The organism is Brevundimonas sp. GW821-FHT02A10, from assembly GCF_059422025.1.
The window spans coordinates 432,888-446,855 of the sequence record NZ_JBWKWC010000002.1; the positions used below are offsets into that span (position 1 = coordinate 432,888).

Consider the following 13,968-nt stretch of genomic DNA (forward strand, 5'->3'; position numbering starts at 1 on the left):
GCCAAGGTCATCTTCTTCCGTTAGAGGAGGCCATGACAGAAACGATGACAGCACAGGCGGCTCTGGACCGCCTCGAAACCCTCTACACCCAATCCGTCGCCAGCCTGCGCGGCGCGGTTCGCCACTTCCTCGCCACCGGCGAACGGGCGGACGCCGAGGCCCGCGCCAGGGGCCTCTTCTCCTATCCCTCGCTGAAGATCAGCTGGTTCGGCGACCGCCCGGTCGACCTGCCCATCCGCGCCTACGCCCGGATGTCGCGTCAGGGCGTCTACGCCACCACGATCACCCGGCCAGACCTGTTCCGGTCCTATCTGCTGGAACAGCTGACCCTGCTGGAGCAGGACTATGGCGCGACCTTCGAGGTCGAACCGTCGGAGCAGGAAATCCCCTTCCCCTATGTGCTGGACGGGTCCGACGTGGTGCTCAACCCGTCGCAGACGGCGGCCATCGCCCGCTATTTCCCGACCACGGATCTGGCCCATATCGGCGACGAGATCTCCGACGGCCTGTTCGATCCGGACGAGGACTTCCCCCTGTCGCAGTTCGACGGCCTGCGCACCGATTTCTCCTTGGCCCGGCTGCGCCACTACACCGGAACCCCGGTCGAGGACGTTCAGTCCTATGTCCTGTTCACCAACTACAACCGCTACGTCGATGATTTCGTGCGCTGGGCCTGCCAGCAGTTGCGCGATCCGGACAGCCCCTATGAGACCCTGTCCTGCGCCGGCGGGATGGTCATCACGCGCGACACCGCCGATCCAGAGGCCGCCGTCATGGACGCCGCCTGGAAGAAGCACCAGATGCCCGCCTATCACCTGACAGCGCCGGGCGCGACGGGCATCACCCTGGTCAACATCGGCGTCGGGCCGTCGAACGCCAAGACCATCTGCGACCACCTGGCCGTCACGCGGCCGCACGCCTGGTTGATGATCGGCCACTGCGGCGGCCTGCGCCCGACCCAGACCATCGGCGACTATGTTCTGGCCCACGCCTATCTGCGCGAGGACCATGTGCTGGACGCCGTCCTGCCGCCGGACATCCCGATCCCCTCGATCGCCGAGGTCCAGCGCGCCCTCTATGACGCCGCCAAGATCGTCTCCGGCGCGCCGGGCGAAGAGGTCAAGCGGCGCCTGCGCACCGGCACGGTGGTCACCACCGACGACCGGAACTGGGAGCTGCGCTATTCCAAGTCGGCGCTCCGCTTCAACCAGTCGCGCGCCGTGGCCATCGACATGGAATCCGCGACCATCGCGGCGCAGGGGTATCGCTTCCGCGTCCCCTACGGGACCCTGCTGTGCGTCTCGGACAAGCCGCTGCACGGCGAGATCAAACTGCCGGGTCAGGCCAACCGCTTCTATGAGGGCTCCATCTCGGAACACCTTCAGATCGGCATCCAGGCCATCGACATCCTGCGTCAGGAAGGCTCGCGCCTGCACTCCCGCAAGCTGCGCGCCTTCGACGAGCCGCCGTTCAGATAAGAGGCGCTAACGCTCGGTCCGCGGGCCCTCGCTGCCTGAACGCGGGCCCGTCAGGACGCCGGCGCTCTCAGCAGATACAGGCCGAAACCCAGCGCCCCCTCGCCGAAGTCGAACATCAGCTTCAACTGATGCGCCCGGCTCCGGATCGAGGCGGCCGCCGGGTGGTCGGGATGAGTGTCCAGCCAGGCCTCGACCGCCGCCATCATGGTCATCCGGTAGCGGTTCCAGAGCTCGGGCGAAGACACCTCGGCCGAGACCACCTCCAGCCCCGCCGCCTCCGCCGCCGCCTGCCAGCCCGCGTGGTCGGCATAGGTGTTGTTGAGCTCGACGATCTGCCTCAGCGGTTGCGACGGCTCGGTGATCCAGACCAGATCGCCCCACAGCAGCCAGCCGCCGGACGTCAGGCGTCGCCCAAGGCCTTTCAGCATGCCGCGCGGGTCACGCACCCCGCCGCCGATCGGCTCGGTCGTCCCCAGGGCCACGATCAGGTCGAATGGCCCGCCGGCCTCCAGCACCACGTCGGAGCGCGCCTCGTGCAGGATGATCTGGCAGGAGGCTTCCGAGGCCTCGATCCGCGACCGGGCCAGTTCGGCCATGGCCGGATCCAGCTCGACCGAGGTCACTTCGAATCCGAACACCTCGGCCAGGGCGATCGCGACCGCCCCGTTGCCGCTGCCGATGTCCAGCACCCGCGCGTGAGGAGGCAGATCCGTCGCCGCGACCGCCGCTTCCAGCGTGGCCATCTCGACCGCGTTGCAGACGTCGAGCGCCTCATAGGCGATGCGGTGAAAGGTCGGTCGCATAGGCCAGAGTAACCTGCGCCGCAGGGTGTCTCCAAGAGGCTCTTGAAAAGCACTTTACATCCCAAAGTGAATGACGTACCCCTGCGTCATCAACCGAGGGGAACAAGCCCGTGACCGCCACCGTCTATTCAGATCCGTCGCCCGCCGCCGCCGAGCCGACACTGGCCGTCTGCGCCGGGCGCGTCATGGTCCTCGCGGGCTCGGTCTTCGCCGCCGCCAACCTGTTCCAGTTCGGAGTTTACAGCGGCCTGCTGCACCTGCATCCGGCGACCCTGTCGCTGAGTTGGCCCATCGCCCTCGCCGTCTTTTTCACCGTCCTGGCCCGGCTGCGCGCCGGTGGCGGCGCCAATGTCCGCCGCGTCGCCCTTTGGTCGCGCATGGCCATCGGCGCCCAGATCCTGATCGCCCTGGCCCTGTTGGGCCTGAGCGTCATCCGCCACGACTTCACCCTCATGTACTGGACCTCGCCGGTCGGCCTGATGATCTACGGCCTCGCCTGGATGACGGCGGCGACGCGCGGCGGCCGCGGCTGGATGATCGCTCCGTCGCTGGGCGCCTTCGTCAGCGCGGGCGTGGTGATCTCCCTGCTGGGAACCGCCCCGGCGTATCTCGCCTACACCTGCGGTCTCATCGCCTTCGTCCTCATTCCCGGCCTGTGCCTCGCGATGTGTCGCAAGGCCTGAATCGCTCTAGAGAAGATCAGAACATGACCGACGACACCGACAACCAAACCAGCGGCGGGGCCGCCGACCTCGCCTTCCTGCGCGGCCTCGCCGAGGAAGGCGCGAACGCCCCGCTGGGCGGCGGCCGCATCCTGATGGCCGCCGGGATCGTCTACGGCCTCGCCAGCCTGAGCCAGTGGGCGGCGATCATGGAGCTGGCGCCCTTTTCGGTGCGGCAGAGCAACTGGATCTGGCTGGCCGCCACGGCGGTCTTCCTGACGCTCGTCGTCCTCGACAAGATCTTCTGGTGCCCGCCGACCGGGGTGAAGACCGCCGCCAACCGCGCGGCCCGCGCGGCCTGGTCCTGCGTGGGCGCGGGCATCTTCGCCGGCATCGCCTCCATGGCGGCGGTGAGTTGGCGGCTCGGCGAGGCGGGTTCGGTCCTGCTGTGGCTGCTGCCCTCGCTGATCATGGTCTTCTACGGCCTCGGCTGGGGCGTCTGTGCGGCGATGTTCCGGTCGCAGCGACTGCTATGGCTCTGCATCGGCTCCTTCGTCGCCGCGCCGGTTCTGGGCTTCATGACGAACTCCCCGGCCCTCTATCTGGCCTACGCCCTGGCCCTGTTCGTCCTGATGGCCGTGCCCGGCTTCCTGCTGATGCGCGCCGCCCGGAGCCCGGCAGCCTGATGGCCGACGATTTCGACATCGGCCGGATCGACGACGTCATCCACGGACGGGTGCGTCTGGGCATCATGGCCGTGCTGTCAGGCGTGGACAGCGCCGACTTCAACACCCTGAAGGCCCGACTGCAGACCACCGACGGCAACCTCTCCGTCCACCTCAGAAAGCTGGAAGAGGCGGGCTTCGTCGCGGTCGAGAAAAGCTTCCAGGGCCGCAAGCCCCTGACCCAGGCGAAGATGACCGAGGCGGGCCGCACCGCCTTCCTCTCCTATCTGGACGCCATGGCCGGGCTGGTGCGCGACCGCTGACCGGCCCTATAGAGCGGGCATGAGCACCGATCGTCTGCGCCGCCTCGAGACCCTCGACAACCTCCGCGACTACGGCGACTACGCCGTGGCCGGCGGCGGCCGCATCAAGTCGGGCCGGCTGATCCGGTCGGCCCATCAGGCGCGCATCAGCGACGCCGATCTGGTCGTACTGGGCGAATACGGCTTCGGGACCATCGTCGACCTGCGCCGTCCGATCGAGCGTTCAAAACAGCCCTCACGCCGCTATGCCGGTTTCGACGGCCGGGTGATCGAGAACGACCTCGACGCCGTCGGAGAGGCGCCGCACATCACCTTCCTGAAATCGGCCGACCTGACCCCGGATTCCGGCCGCCGCTTCATGACCGCCCTCTACGGCGAAATGCCCTTCGCCCCCTCGCATCTGGAAATCTTCAGCCAGTATTTCGGGGTCCTGGCCGAAAGCGATCGCCCGGTCCTGATCCATTGCGCCGCGGGCAAGGACCGCACCGGCATGCTGGCCGCCCTGACCCACCACCTGCTGGGCGTCAGCCGCGACGACCTGCTGGAGGACTATCTGCTGACCAACGTGGCCGTGGATCTTGAGGCCCGCGCGCCGGACATCGCCCTGCAGATGCAGAAATTCACCGGCCGCCTCGCCGCCCCCGACGCCGTGGTGGCCTTCATGGGTGTGGAAGCCGCCTATCTGGACGCGGCCTTCAAGGCCATCGACGACCGCCACGGCTCGCTCGACGCCTATCTGGAACAGGCTTTGGGCGTCGACGCCACCCGCCGCGAGCGCATCGCGGAGCGGCTGACCGCATGACGGAACCGGTGCGTCCGGTCCAGGCGCGCCGCAGCCTGCCCTGGGTCCCTCCCCTGACCGTCGCCGCCGGGATCGCGAACCGCGACGGGGCCTTGTGCCTGCTCTCCGATCCGACCGTCCCGGGCAGCCGCTCGGTCGTCGCGGTCGACCCCGATCGTCTGACGGTCTTCGAGCAGGCGTCCGGCGCGCTGTTCGCCCCGCTCGACTTGCCCGACTGGCGCGGCGGCGGCGTCATCGGACTGGCCGCCTATGACGCCGGCGCCCGGGCCGCGACCGGGCCGCGCGAGACCGTGTGGCCCGACCTGATCCTGGCCCGCTATCCGGCCATGGCGGTGTTCGATCATGACGCCCAAAGCCTGACCCTGGTCGGCTGGGGAGCCGACGCCGCCGACGCCGAGGTCGCCTGCGACACCGCCGAAGCCTGGATCGGCGCGGCCGTGACACCTGCCCGGCCGGAAGCGCCCGCCACCGCCCTGACCCCGGACGCGCCGCCTCAGGCCTATCGCGAGGCGGTCGCCGAAGTCGTCTCCCGGATCGCCGCCGGAGACCTGTTTCAGGCCAATATCGCCCGGGGCTGGAGCGGAGCGCTGGGCGCGGAAGCCGACCCCTTCGACGTCTTCCTGAGGCTGACCCTCGACGACGAAAAACGCCGGATGGCTCCCTACGGCGCCTTCTGGCGGATCGGCGACCGGGCCCTGGTGTCCAACTCCCCCGAGCTCTTCCTCGCCCTCGACAGGGCGACCGGCCGGATCGAGACCCGCCCGATCAAGGGCACCCGACCACGCCATCCCGACCTCGCGGCCGACGCCCTCAACGCCGCCGAACTGCGCGCCAGCGCCAAGGACCGGGCCGAAAACCTGATGATCGTCGACCTGATGCGCAACGATCTGGCGCGGGTCTGCCGTCCCGGCTCGGTCGTCGTTGAAAAGCTGTTCGAGATCGAGAGCCACCCCACCGTCCACCATCTGGTCTCGACCGTCAGCGGGACCCTCGCGCCCGGCATCGGTCCGGCCCAGGTGCTGGAAGCCACCTTCCCGCCGGGCTCGATCACCGGGGCGCCCAAGCACCAGGCCATGAAGGTCATCGCCTCGCTCGAGCCGCCGCGGGGCGCCTGGTGCGGCTCCCTGTTTGTGATCGACGAGAATGAGGACCTGACCGCCTCGGTGCTGATCCGCACGGCGTCGTTCACGCGCGCGGGAGAGCGCTGGACCTTCCGCACCCAGGCGGGCGCCGGCATCGTCGCCGACAGCGACCCGGAGGCCGAGTTTCAGGAAACCGGGGCCAAGATCAGCGCCCTCAGGCAGGCGCTGACGGGGCGCACCCTCACTTCGTAGGGCAGTTGCTGCAGCCGACCTTGTCGACGCGACGCGGGCGTTCGTAGAAGACGCTCGAGAATTTGGTCACCGACGGCATCAGATATTTGACCGGCGAGGAATAGTCGTAGGTGGTCTCGGCCATCACCGCGCTCTCGCCGTTGGCGATCATGTCGGTCGGCACGGTCACGATATCCTGGGGCGTATAGGGGGCGATCCCGCTGCCCCGGCTCCAGTCGACCCTGGCCACGCCCTTGGAGTCCCGCGTCACGCTCGAGACGCGCGCAGTCAGGGTGGTGGCGGAGAAGGGCTTCATGACCAGGGCGCCGATCGCCAGGACGTCGTCCAGTTCGTCCATGGTGACGACATCCGTCTGGGCCACCAGATCCGCCACCGCCGATGCGCTGTGCTGCAGCCGCTTCTGGGACATATAGCCCTGACAGAACTCGGCCAGACCGAAATAGAAGGCGATCATCAGAGGCGCGATCAGGGCGAATTCGACGGCCGAAACGCCCCGCCGGTCGCCGGCCAGACGCATCAGGAAGCCGGCCGGGCGCTCACGCTTCGGGCTGGATGAACGCTTCCCGGTCATTGGTTATAGGGCTCGTTGCGGAAGGTGGCCGTCGCCGTCAGCATGGTCGCGCCGCTGTCCTTAAGCTTCGACAGCGACTGGGCCATGAAGGGCGTGACCAGCGGCTGGGCGTACCAGACGCGGATCAGCATCAGACTGCCGGGCTGGCCGGTGACATAAACCAGGCCGGAGCTGTCGAAAGTCTTGCCGTTGGCCAGCGGATCCGGCGGATTGGCGGCGCGGAACTGGGTGATCTCGCGCACATCGACGTTGGCGCGAGACGCGCAGTCGTTGCTGAAGATGCTCATCCTCGAGCACAGGGCCGTCTTGAACTGATCGGCCGTCAGCTTGGAGTTCGCCGCCTGACCGGTGCGGATCAGACGCCCCGTTTCGACGGTGGCGTTCTCGAGAATGGAGTCCGTCACGAAGATCAGCCCGATCTCCATGATGGCGAACAGCATGAAGAAGAACGGCAGGGCGACCATCGCGAATTCGACCGCCGAAGACCCGTCGCGCGAACGGCGGCCTTCAGAGAGCGAGCGGAGGCGACGCAGACGCTTCATCGGGCGCTTCATCAGGTTCAGGGCGTCGGGGTCGCCGAGGCGCCGTCGCTGGTCGAGCGGATGCTGGGCGAGCAGGACGAGGCGCAGGCCATCTCCGTGACCTGGGCGCCCCGCCAGACGCGGACCGAGCCCGACTGGCCGCCGGTGACGACGATCTGGTTCTGGAACAGCACGCGGCCGATGGCGTCCACGGCGGTGACCTGGGTCGTGCCATAGCCCTTGCCGGTGACGAACAGGGTATTGGCGTCCACCACCGTCGCATCGGCGATCTGGGGATTGGCCACGATCACCGAACTGATCGAACCGCGCACCGAAACCCGCTGCATGGTGTCGACGGCCAGGTTCATCGGCGCGGACTGGGCCCATGCCTGCGAGACTTGGGCCGATCCGGCGACCGCGAGGACCGCGACGGCGACGACGGAAGCAAGACGGCGGGGAGTGACGATCATGGCGATATATCCTGCGCGCAAGGCCCACGCACGAAACCGGGCGCGCGAGACCGAGCGCGACCATGCCTCCGAAACCTCAATAAAGTCTGAAAACACAGGCCGGTTCGAAACCTCAGATTTTAAGTAAACAAGCGGTAACCATGTCTTTCTACCTGAAGTGATATTTCGTTTTACTTGCGTTTAACCCAGCCACCCTACATTGATCAGGTGAATGGGGGATCCAGCGGGCGAAACCGATGGTCCCACGGCGGACAGGCGACCCCAGCTCGCTACTGAAAGGAAAAGACCATGACCAAGTTCATTTCGAAATTCGTCCAGGACGAGTCGGGTGCGACCGCTATCGAGTACGGCCTCATCGCCGCGCTGATCGCCGTCGTCATCATCACGGCCGTCACCACCCTCGGCACCACGATCTCGACCAAGTTCCAGGCCGTGACCGACGGCATGAACGGCAAGGCCCCGGCCGCCGCGTAAGGCACGGACCTCAAGTCTTGAAATCGGCGGGGGCCGGGACGGAAACGTCCCGGCCCTTTGCTTTTGCGCGATGCCGTCACGCGCTGTTTGGTTCCGGCCTCGCGAAAGTTTTTTACAGTAAACGCCGCAGTAACCACTCCCAACGACGCAGTCTTAACTGCTTCAGCGCATCATCCTCGTGTGTTTGGGGGTCAAGCGGGCAACCGGTCTCCCCCCAGCCATTGTTGCTCGCAAAACCGCTTTTCAAAGGGATATCATCATGACCAAGTTCATTTCGAAGTTCGTTCAGGACGAGTCGGGCGCCACCGCCATCGAGTACGGCCTCATCGCCGCTCTGATCGCCGTCGTCATCATCTCGGCCGTCACCACGCTCGGCACCACGATCTCGACCAAGTTCCAGGCCGTGACCGACGGCATGAACGGCAAGGCCCCGGCCGCCGCGTAAGGCTCGGACCTCAAGTCTTGAAATCGGCGGGGGCCGGGACGGAAACGTCCCGGCCCTTTGCTTGTCAGGCGCCGCCTTTCCCGGCGGAGCCGAAACCCGGCCTTAACGTGATGTCCGCATACTGGTCCCCATGGAAACCGTGACCCTGCTGCTGCTCAGCGTTCTTCCCTGCCTGGCGATCGCCGCGGCGCTGAGTGATCTGACGACGATGAAGATCCCCAACTGGATCTCCGGTCTGCTGATCCTCGGCTTCTTCCCGGCCGCCTTCATGGTGGGCCTGTCCCCCATGACCGTGGTCGCTCACGTCGGGGTCGCCTTCGTCGCGCTTCTCGTCGGCATGGGCCTGTTCGCGATGCGGGTCATCGGCGGCGGAGACGCCAAGCTGATGGCCGCCGCCTGCCTGTGGATGGGCCTGACCGGATCGGCGGCGTTCGTGCTGTGGACCGGCGTCGCGGGCGGGGTCTTCTGCCTGCTGCTGCTCTTCGCCCGCAGCCAGCTGCGGCCCTTCATCTTCGGCGCACCGCAATGGATCGACAGCCTGCTGGAGCCCAGGGGCGACATTCCCTACGGCGTCGCCATCGCCATCGGCGCCCTGCTGGCCTTCCCTTCCAGCGCCCTGTTCACGGCCTTCGTCGCCGGACACTAGGCCGCGCCGGAAGGCGTCCCGGGGCCGCGAACGCCGCCCTCCAGACAAAACCCGGCATTTAGGCGCTCGTTAACACGTGGCGTTCATTCTCCTTAATGGCGCGTCGTCGGTGGGGACCGATTCCGTTTGCCCGACTGTGCCGGAGACCGTCGATGAAGCCCGCCCGTATCGCCGTCATCTGCGTCGCCGCCGCGGCCGCCATCGGCCTCGCCTTCGTGGTGCGCGCCATGGGCTCGTCGGGCAAGCCGGTCGCCGTGGCCACCGCCGCTCCCGCCGAAGCCGTCCGCCCCATGGCCAGGGTCCTGGTCGCCGCCCGCGACCTCCAGCCCGGAAAGCGTCTGGAAGACGGCGACATGGCGTGGAAGGACTGGCCGGTCGACGAGGTCAATCCGGCCTTCATCACCGACGGCACGACCCCCATCCCCGCTCCGCCGACCGCCGATGAGGCCAAGGCCGCCGCCGGAACCCTTGAAGGGGCGCCCGCAGCCGCCGCCAAATCCGGCAACGCCATCGCCGCGGTCGCCCGCGCCGCCAACGACGCCGCCACCGGCGGCGCCAAGGCGGACTATGTCGGCTCGGTGGTGCGTGAACCCATTCTGGCCGGAGAGCCCATCGTCGGACGCAAGATCGTCCGCGCCGGCGACAGCGGCTATCTGGCCGCCTATCTCGAGCCCGGCATGCGCGCCATGGCCATCCGCGTAACGGTGGAGACCGCCGCCGGCGGCTTCATCCTGCCCGGCGACCGGGTCGACGTCCTGATGACCAAGGCCGCCGCGACCGCCGGCATCGACAACAGCCAGGGCTCCAAATTCACCTCCTCGACGGTGATGCGCAACATCAAGGTTCTGGCCATCGACCAGACCACCCGCGCCGGCGACGACGAACAGTCGGTGGTCGGCGCCACGGCCACGCTGGAGGTCGGCCCCGCCGACGCCGAAGCCCTGGCTCTCTCCAAGTCCGAGGGCGAGCTGTCGCTGGTCCTGCGTTCCTACGCCGACACCGCCGGACCGTCGGGCCGCGTCCAGGCCCCGCGTCAGTCCGCCGCCATCCGCGTCTTCCGCGGCGGCGCTCCCGAAGTGATCGTGGTCCAATGAAGCGTCTCATGCACCCCATCAAACGCCCCGCCCGCCTTCTGGCGGTCCTGGCTTCGGCCGGCCTGACCGGCCTGGCGCCGCTCGCCGCGCCGGTCGCGGCGCTCGCCTCCGATGCGGACGGCCGGTCCTCGGTCCAGGTCGGCTCGGCGCCGCGCCTGATCAACCTGCCGCGCGGCTCGTCGATGGCCATCGACCTGCCGACCGACGCCCATGACGCCATCGTCTCCAACCCGACCGTCGCCGAGGCCCTGACCCACAGCTCGCGGCGCTACACCATCATTGGCGTGGCTCCGGGCCAGACCGACGCCGTCTTCCTCGACGCCGCCGGCCGCACCATCCTGTCACTGCGCATCCGCGTCGATGCGGGCGTCTATGCGCTGCAGGACACCATCGACCGCGTCGCTCCGGGCTCCCAGGCCCATGCCGAGGCGCTCAACGACAGCATCGTCTTGACGGGGATGGTCACCACGCCCAGCGAGGCCGACCGCATCGTCCAGCTGGCCCGCGCCTTCGTCTCGGCCCCGGAAAAGGTCATCAACATGATGACCGTGGCCGGTTCCGACCAGGTCACTCTCAAGATCCGGGTGGTCGAGGTCCAGCGCAATGCGGTCAAGCAACTGGGCGTCAATCTGAAGGCCATCATCGCCAATGCGGCGGACGGCCTCGGCTTCACCCAGGCGGCGACCTTCGGCGTCAACGGCAGCCTCCTCGGCGGCGGCGTCATCAACTATTCCGACGGCACGGGCGAGGGCGTCACCGGGGCCCTGGGCGCCTTCGAGCGCGCCGGCCTGATCCGCACCCTGGCCGAGCCCAACCTGACCTCGGTCAACGGCGAGGGCGCCAGCTTCCTGGCCGGCGGTGAGTTCCCGGTCCCGACCGGCCGCGACAAGGACGGCAACGTCACCATCGAATACAAGCCCTACGGCGTGCGCCTGTCCTTCCGTCCCGTCGTCCTGTCCGGGGGCCGCATTTCGATGCAGGTCTCGGCCGAGGTCTCGGAACTGACCAACGAGGGTGGCTTCACCCTCGGCGCGGGCACGGTCTCTTCCGTCACCCTGCAGGGCCTGCAGGTCCGTCGCGTCGAGAGCACCGTCGAAATGCCCTCCGGGGGCGCGATGATGATCGCCGGCCTGCTAAAGGAAAGCTCGCGCCAGACGATCGATTCCCTGCCCGGCGCCGGCGGCCTCCCGGTGCTCGGCGCCCTTTTCCGCTCGCGCGACTATACCTCCGGCGAAACCGAACTGGTGATCATCGCCGAGCCCTATATCGTCAGCCCGACCTCGCCCGGCCGAATGCAGACCCCGGCCGACGGCCTGCGCTTCGCCGGCGACCTGCAATCCACCCTGTTCGGCCAATTGAACCAGGCCTACGGCACGCCTGCCCCGACCACGGTCGGCGGCGCGGGCTGGCAGGGGCCCGTCGGCTATGTGATCGAGTGAGCCGTCCGATGAAGAGCACCTTCCTTCGCACCCTGTCCTTGCCGAAGCTGGGCCTCGCCCTGGCCCTGCCGCTCGCCCTCGCCGCCTGCATGGGCGATCCGGCCGGCGGCCTGGGCCCGACCCCGCTGACCCCGACGTCGCGCTTCACGCTTCAGGTCGAGCCGGACATCGACCGCATCGCCCTGGCGGTGCACGAGACCGGCCTGTCGGGCGCCCAGCAGAACGCCCTCGCCGCCCTTTCCGGCCGGTTCGGCGTGCAGGGCGGCTCCGTGCTGCGCATCGAGGCGCCCTCGGGCGGCGATCCGGTCTCGGCCGAATTCGCCTATCGTGTGAAGGCCGCCCTGGAGACCATGGCCGCGCCCGGACAGGTGATTCAGGTCGTGGGTTATGAGGCGCCCGATCCCCGCGCCCCCGTCGTCGTCGGCTTCGAGACCGTGCGCGCCGTGGTGCCCCGGTGCGGAACCTACTGGGGCAGCATGACCCGGACCGAGGCCAATGAAAGCGCATCGAATTTCGGCTGCGCCGTGAACGCCAACCTGGCGGCCCAGATCGACAATCCGCGCGACATCGTCACGCCGCGCGGCATGACCCCCGTCGATACCGGACGACGCGCCGTCGTCTATGACAACTACCGCAAAGGCGAAGCCACCGCGGCCCCACAGGAAGAGCTCGTCGCGAACCGGCGGATCTCTCAGGCGGTGAATTGATCCGATCATGAGTAACGCCTTCGCCCCCCGGAGCTACGAAGCCTTCGAGGACGAATTCGATCTCGACGCCGAGTTCGCGCCTCAAGCGGGCGGTCCCGACGTGCGCGAACCGCTGCAGTTCACCGCGCCCGCCGCCGGCGCTCCGGCGCCTGCGCCCGCTGCGGTCAGCGGCCAGATGCCGGTCGCCGCCTCAAACTTCAATCCGGTCGGCGAGATGCTGGCCGGCGCCGCCTCGGCCCTGACGCCGGCCTCGATGGGCGCGCCCCATGCGGCCGAGGTGTCGGTGCCGCGCATCGCCATCCACGTCTTCGCCGAGCGTCAGGACACCCTGGCCGCCGCCGAGCGCGCCGGTCAGGACCGCCGCCTGTCGCGCGCCACAACCCAGATCCGCGTCGGCGGCGTTCCCGCCGCGGTCGAGGCCTATCACCACGAGCCCACGCCGCCGCTGATCATCGTCGAATGCCTGGCGGATCCGCACACCCTGCTCCAGCAGGTCGATATGCTGGCGGAGGTCTGTGACGCGGGCACCAAGGTCGTCGTCATCGGCGCCACCAACGACATCATCCTGTTCCGCGAGCTGATGCGTCGCGGCGTGTCGGAATATCTGGTCGCCCCGGTCCAGCCGCTGCAACTGATCGCGGCCATCGGCGGCCTGTTCGCCGACCCGGCCCAGCCCTTCGTCGGCCGTTCGATCGCCTTCGTCGGCGCGCGCGGCGGCGCCGGCGCCTCCTCGGTCGCTCACAACACCGCCTATGCGATGTCCGAGCGGATCGGCGCCAACACCGTCATCGTCGACTACGACCTGCCTTTCGGCACGGCCGGCCTGGACTTCAACCAGGACCCGTTGAACGGCGTCGCCGACGCGCTCGGCCAGCCCGACCGTCTGGACGCCACCCTGATGGACCGGATGATGGCCCGCGTCACCGACAAGCTGTCGCTGTTCGCCGCCCCCGCCACCCTCGATGTCGACTGGGACATCTCGCCCGACGCCTTCGAGGAAGTGACCAGCCGCATCCGCTCCACCGCCCCCTTCGTGGTGCTGGACCTGCCGCACCTCTGGTCCGGCTGGATGCGCAAGACGCTGATTTCGGCCGACGAAGTGGTGGTCGTGGCCACCCCCGACCTCGCCTCCCTGCGCAACGCCAAGAACATGATCGATCTGATCAAGTCGGGCCGCCCGAACGACGCCCCGCCGCGTCTCGTCCTCAATCAGGTCGGCGTTCCCGGTCGTCCGGAGATCCCGGCCAAGGACTTCGGCGCCGCGCTCGGCGTCCACCCCAGCCTGATCATCCCCTTCGACGCCAAGCTGTTCGGCGCCGCCGCCAACAACGGCCAGATGATCATCGACTCGGGCGCCAAGTCCAAGGCCGCCGAGGCCTTCCAGACCCTGGCCCAGATCGTCTCGCGCCGCGAACTGCCCCAGATCGCCGGCCCCAGGGGCAAGGCCGCTCCCGCCGCGACCGCCGCCTCGGGCAAGCCGGAGAGCAAGTCGCTCTTCGCCGGCATGTTCAAGAAGCGCTGATCCGCCGTGTTC

General features: G+C 68.3%; 17 protein-coding genes. 13 read left to right on the top strand and 4 right to left on the bottom strand.

Going from position 1 to position 13,968, the window contains the following annotated elements:
• Positions 1-32: 32 nt before the first annotated feature.
• Complete coding sequence (locus AC07U0_RS08555; protein WP_494719601.1) at positions 33-1,478, top strand: AMP nucleosidase; 1,446 nt, start codon at positions 33-35, stop codon at positions 1,476-1,478.
• A 50-nt stretch (positions 1,479-1,528) separates the two neighbouring features.
• On the opposite strand, the gene AC07U0_RS08560 is transcribed toward AC07U0_RS08555, so the two are convergent.
• Positions 1,529-2,281: an SAM-dependent methyltransferase gene (locus tag AC07U0_RS08560; RefSeq protein WP_494719602.1), complete on the bottom strand. Its 753-nt coding sequence runs from the start codon at positions 2,279-2,281 to the stop codon at positions 1,529-1,531.
• A 110-nt stretch (positions 2,282-2,391) separates the two neighbouring features.
• Here AC07U0_RS08560 and AC07U0_RS08565 point away from each other — a divergent pair, with 110 nt between their 5' ends.
• From AC07U0_RS08565 to AC07U0_RS08585, 5 genes are read left to right on the top strand one after another with little or no spacing between them, the layout of a single operon-like run.
• Entirely contained in the window at positions 2,392-2,964 is a 573-nt protein-coding gene (locus AC07U0_RS08565; protein ID WP_494719603.1) for a hypothetical protein, read from the top strand.
• 23 nt (positions 2,965-2,987) lie between these two features.
• The gene (locus tag AC07U0_RS08570) at positions 2,988-3,629 is read left to right on the top strand and encodes a hypothetical protein (RefSeq protein WP_494719604.1); all 642 of its coding nucleotides are present in this window, start codon (positions 2,988-2,990) and stop codon (positions 3,627-3,629) included.
• Complete coding sequence (locus AC07U0_RS08575) at positions 3,629-3,931, top strand: winged helix-turn-helix domain-containing protein (protein WP_494719605.1); 303 nt, start codon at positions 3,629-3,631, stop codon at positions 3,929-3,931. The genes AC07U0_RS08570 and AC07U0_RS08575 overlap by 1 nt, the downstream gene beginning before the upstream one ends.
• Before the next feature lie 19 nt (positions 3,932-3,950).
• On the top strand, positions 3,951-4,733 hold the full coding sequence (locus AC07U0_RS08580; RefSeq protein ID WP_494719606.1) for a tyrosine-protein phosphatase: 783 nt from the start codon (positions 3,951-3,953) through the stop codon (positions 4,731-4,733).
• Positions 4,730-6,067 (top strand): anthranilate synthase component I family protein, encoded by a 1,338-nt coding sequence (locus tag AC07U0_RS08585; RefSeq protein WP_494719607.1) that lies wholly within the window; start codon positions 4,730-4,732, stop codon positions 6,065-6,067. The genes AC07U0_RS08580 and AC07U0_RS08585 overlap by 4 nt, the downstream gene beginning before the upstream one ends.
• Here the strand turns inward: AC07U0_RS08585 and AC07U0_RS08590 are convergent.
• From AC07U0_RS08590 to AC07U0_RS08600, 3 genes are read right to left on the bottom strand one after another with little or no spacing between them, the layout of a single operon-like run.
• The gene (locus AC07U0_RS08590; RefSeq protein ID WP_494719608.1) at positions 6,057-6,638 is read right to left on the bottom strand and encodes a TadE/TadG family type IV pilus assembly protein; all 582 of its coding nucleotides are present in this window, start codon (positions 6,636-6,638) and stop codon (positions 6,057-6,059) included. The genes AC07U0_RS08585 and AC07U0_RS08590 overlap by 11 nt on opposite strands.
• Complete coding sequence (locus AC07U0_RS08595; RefSeq protein WP_494719609.1) at positions 6,635-7,180, bottom strand: TadE/TadG family type IV pilus assembly protein; 546 nt, start codon at positions 7,178-7,180, stop codon at positions 6,635-6,637. Before AC07U0_RS08595 ends, AC07U0_RS08590 begins: the two co-directional genes overlap by 4 nt.
• Positions 7,181-7,197: 17 nt before the next feature.
• Positions 7,198-7,629: a pilus assembly protein N-terminal domain-containing protein gene (locus AC07U0_RS08600; RefSeq protein WP_494719610.1), complete on the bottom strand. Its 432-nt coding sequence runs from the start codon at positions 7,627-7,629 to the stop codon at positions 7,198-7,200.
• Between the two features lie 288 nt (positions 7,630-7,917).
• Between AC07U0_RS08600 and AC07U0_RS08605 the strand changes: the two genes are divergently transcribed.
• The 7 genes from AC07U0_RS08605 to AC07U0_RS08635 all read left to right on the top strand — a co-directional run bounded on the left by AC07U0_RS08605 (position 7,918) and on the right by AC07U0_RS08635 (position 13,956).
• Positions 7,918-8,103 carry a Flp family type IVb pilin gene (locus tag AC07U0_RS08605; RefSeq protein ID WP_494719611.1) on the top strand — a complete coding sequence of 62 codons (186 nt, stop codon included), beginning with the start codon at positions 7,918-7,920 and terminating at the stop codon, positions 8,101-8,103.
• A 259-nt stretch (positions 8,104-8,362) separates the two neighbouring features.
• Positions 8,363-8,548: a Flp family type IVb pilin gene (locus AC07U0_RS08610; protein ID WP_494719612.1), complete on the top strand. Its 186-nt coding sequence runs from the start codon at positions 8,363-8,365 to the stop codon at positions 8,546-8,548.
• A gap of 130 nt (positions 8,549-8,678) precedes the next feature.
• Entirely contained in the window at positions 8,679-9,194 is a 516-nt protein-coding gene (locus AC07U0_RS08615) for an A24 family peptidase (RefSeq protein WP_494719613.1), read from the top strand.
• 152 nt (positions 9,195-9,346) lie between these two features.
• Positions 9,347-10,288: a Flp pilus assembly protein CpaB gene (cpaB, locus tag AC07U0_RS08620; protein WP_494719614.1), complete on the top strand. Its 942-nt coding sequence runs from the start codon at positions 9,347-9,349 to the stop codon at positions 10,286-10,288.
• A gap of 8 nt (positions 10,289-10,296) precedes the next feature.
• Positions 10,297-11,727: a type II and III secretion system protein family protein gene (locus AC07U0_RS08625; protein WP_494719615.1), complete on the top strand. Its 1,431-nt coding sequence runs from the start codon at positions 10,297-10,299 to the stop codon at positions 11,725-11,727.
• Positions 11,728-11,735: 8 nt separating this feature from the next.
• Positions 11,736-12,434: a CpaD family pilus assembly protein gene (locus AC07U0_RS08630; protein ID WP_494719616.1), complete on the top strand. Its 699-nt coding sequence runs from the start codon at positions 11,736-11,738 to the stop codon at positions 12,432-12,434.
• Positions 12,435-12,441: 7 nt separating this feature from the next.
• The gene (locus tag AC07U0_RS08635; RefSeq protein WP_494719617.1) at positions 12,442-13,956 is read left to right on the top strand and encodes a CpaE/TadZ family protein; all 1,515 of its coding nucleotides are present in this window, start codon (positions 12,442-12,444) and stop codon (positions 13,954-13,956) included.
• Positions 13,957-13,968: the final 12 nt, after the last annotated feature.